The following is a 3,155-nucleotide window of genomic DNA, read 5'->3' as shown; positions in this document are numbered from 1 at the left end:
CAAGAGTTTCACCAGAAAATAAAATAAGAATAGTAAAAGCATGGCAAAGAAAAGGAAAAGTTTGTGCAATGACAGGAGATGGAGTAAATGATGCTCCAGCTTTAAAACAAGCAGATATAGGTATAGGAATGGGAAGTGGAACAGAAGTTGCAAAAGATGCATCTGATATGGTTTTAGTAGATGATAATTTTGCAACAATAGTAAATGCTGTAGAAGTTGGTAGAACAGTTTATATAAATATTAAAAAATCTATAATGTATTTATTCTCAGGAAACTTAGCGGGAATAATAGCTATATTATTTGCAGTATTTGCAAACTTACCAAATCCATTTACTACAATACAATTATTATTTATAAACTTAGTAACAGATTCATTACCAGCAATAGCACTAGGTCTTGAAAAACCAGAAAAAGGTGTTATGAAAGATGCTCCTAGAGATCCAAATGAAAGTATCTTATCAAAAGGTTCTTTAGGGTTTGTTGCAACTAGAGGGATTATAATAGGTGTTGTCACAATAGCTGCACAATTTATAGGAATGAAACATTCAGCTGAATTAGGAGTATCAATGGCATTTGCAACTCTTACATTATCAAGAATAATGCAGACATTTGCATCAAGATCAAATACAGAAACAATATTTGAACTTGGAATTAAAAGTAATAAATATGTATTAGGTGCAGTTGGAGTTTGTTTAATGATGTTCTCGTTAACATTACTACCATTTATGAGAGAAATATTTACAATGCCAAGTAGTTTTAACTTCACAACTTTAATGACTTGTTTTGGTCTTTCAATACTTGCAACTTTAGCAATGGAAGTTAGTAAAGTTATAAAAAGAAAATAAATTCATATACTTTATAAATAAAAAATTTGGAGGTATATGCATGTATGAGTTTATAGTAATGACAATAACGACTCTTATATTAACTTCTCCAACCATTTTTATAAAGTATATAATAAACCATATGATGAGTATAATTAAATTTTATATTTGTTTAGAACAAATAATAAAATTACAATTAGAAGTTTAATAAAAAGAGTATCGAAAATTTCGATACTCTTTTTTTATCCAACGTATTGCAAAAATAAATTAAACGTATATAATGTTTATATAAATATATATTAAAAAGAGATTATAGACCCCTAAGTGAATTTTAAAGACCATAAAATTTTACTTGGGGTTTTTTGTATTTTAGCAAATTTAGCTAATAATTTTATTTAAATTAATGTAGGTGGAGGAAGTATATGTTTTATAAAAAAAGTGTAGAGGAGACTTTGAGCCAGGTAAATTCTAGCTTAAAAGGATTGAGCTCATCGAAAGCAAGTGAATTTCTAAAAAAGTATGGGCCGAATGAATTAAAAGAAAAATCCAAGGTGCCTATTTGGATGTTATTCCTAGAAACATTTAAAGATCCATTGGTTATTATTTTGTTAATAGCAGCACTTGTACAAATATTTTTAGGGGAAGGTATGGAATCTTTAATTATATTTGCAGTACTAATCTTAAATTCAATACTATCTGTAGTACAAACTAAAAAAGCAGAAAGTTCACTTCAAAGTTTAAAGAAACTATCAGTTCCAAATGCAAAAGTCATAAGAGATAATAAAAAAGTTACAGTTAATTCAAAAGATATAGTGCCAGGAGACATAATAATTTTAGAAGCTGGAGATTATGTTCCTGCTGATGGAAGAATTATAGAATCCCAAACTCTTAAGGTTGTAGAAGGAATGCTTACAGGAGAAGCAGAACCCGTTTTAAAACACAATAAACCAATATTAAAGGATGTAGCATTAGGAGATCAAAAAAATATGGTTTTTAGTGGATCTATGGTCGTTTATGGAAGAGGTGAGTATGTAGTAACACAAACTTCTATGAATACTGAAATGGGAAAAATAGCAGATCTACTTGAAAATGCAGAAAGTAAGCAAACACCACTTCAAATAAAATTAGACGAGTTTAGTAAAAAACTTGGTGTAGGTATAGTAATATTAGCAGCTTTTATATTTTTAATAGATATATTAAGGGGAGCTAAATTAATTGATTCATTTATGTTTGCAGTTGCTATAGCAGTTGCTGCAATACCTGAAGCATTATCATCTATAGTAACGATTGTTCTTGCAGTTGGGACAAACGTTATGGCTAAAAGACAATCCATAGTCAGAAAGCTACCAGCAGTTGAAACACTAGGATCAACAAGTGTAATATGTACAGATAAAACAGGAACTTTAACTCAAAACAAGATGACAGTTGTAGATACATATGTATATAATCCAGAAAGGTCATTAGTATATAACACTAGTTTAGAGGTTGCAGCAGCAAAAGAATTATCAAAACAAGATGAGTTTATAATAATGTGTTCAAGTTTATGTAATGATTCAGATATAACTAGTGAAGGTATTGAAATAGGTGATCCTACGGAAATTGCTCTTATAAATTATACAAATAAAAAAGGTTTTGATTATAGACAAATAAGAAATGAAAATATTAGGATAAGTGAATTACCATTTGATAGTGAAAGAAAGAGAATGTCTACTGTGCATAAGTTAGATGAAGATGTAGTTATGTTTACAAAAGGAGCTCCGGATGTAATATTTAGTAGATGTAAATATGCATTAGTAGGAGATGAAGTAGTTAAAGTAAATGATAAAATTTTAAATAGATACAAGCGTATGAATGAAGAATTTTCTAATAAAGCATTAAGAGTTTTAGCTTTTGCTAGCAAAAGTGTTAAAGATGAAGGTTTTGTTCCAACAGCAAATGATGAAGAAAATCTAACTTTAATTGGGCTTACAGCAATGATAGATCCACCGAGAAAAGAAGTTTATCCAGCTATTAAAAATGCTAAAAAATCTGGTATAAAAACTGTTATGATAACAGGGGATCATAAGACAACAGCAAAAGCTATCGCTAAAGATATAGGGCTATTTACAAATGGAGATATGGCTTTAACAGGGCATGAATTAGATGCATTAAGTGATGAAGAATTAGATAAGGATTTAGATAAAATATCTGTTTATGCAAGAGTTTCACCAGAAAATAAAATAAGAATAGTAAAAGCATGGCAAAGAAAAGGAAAAGTTTGTGCAATGACAGGAGATGGAGTAAATGATGCTCCAGCTTTAAAACAAGCAGATATAGGTATAGGAATGGGAA

General features: G+C 29.4%; 3 protein-coding genes. All 3 read left to right on the top strand.

Annotated features, from left to right (window positions below; genetic code table 11):
• A partial coding sequence (locus tag ACRDDE_RS00740; RefSeq protein ID WP_438624858.1) for an HAD-IC family P-type ATPase occupies positions 1–845 on the top strand: 845 nt, incomplete at its 5' end.
• Between the two features lie 40 nt (positions 846–885).
• Complete coding sequence (locus ACRDDE_RS00735) at positions 886–1,032, top strand: hypothetical protein (RefSeq protein ID WP_021429219.1); 147 nt, start codon at positions 886–888, stop codon at positions 1,030–1,032.
• A 214-nt stretch (positions 1,033–1,246) separates the two neighbouring features.
• Positions 1,247–3,155: HAD-IC family P-type ATPase (locus tag ACRDDE_RS00730; RefSeq protein WP_438624856.1), on the top strand; the 1,909-nt coding region annotated here is incomplete at its 3' end.

The organism is Paraclostridium sp. (genome assembly GCF_051656405.1).
In the GTDB taxonomy this organism is placed as follows: domain Bacteria; phylum Bacillota; class Clostridia; order Peptostreptococcales; family Peptostreptococcaceae; genus Paraclostridium.
This window is presented reverse-complemented; position numbering and strand designations above follow the sequence as displayed.

Coding starts and splice junctions, on each gene's coding strand:
- ACRDDE_RS00735 (WP_021429219.1), top strand. CDS start 886: ATGTATGAGTTTATAGTAATGACAATAACGACTCTTATATTAACTTCT.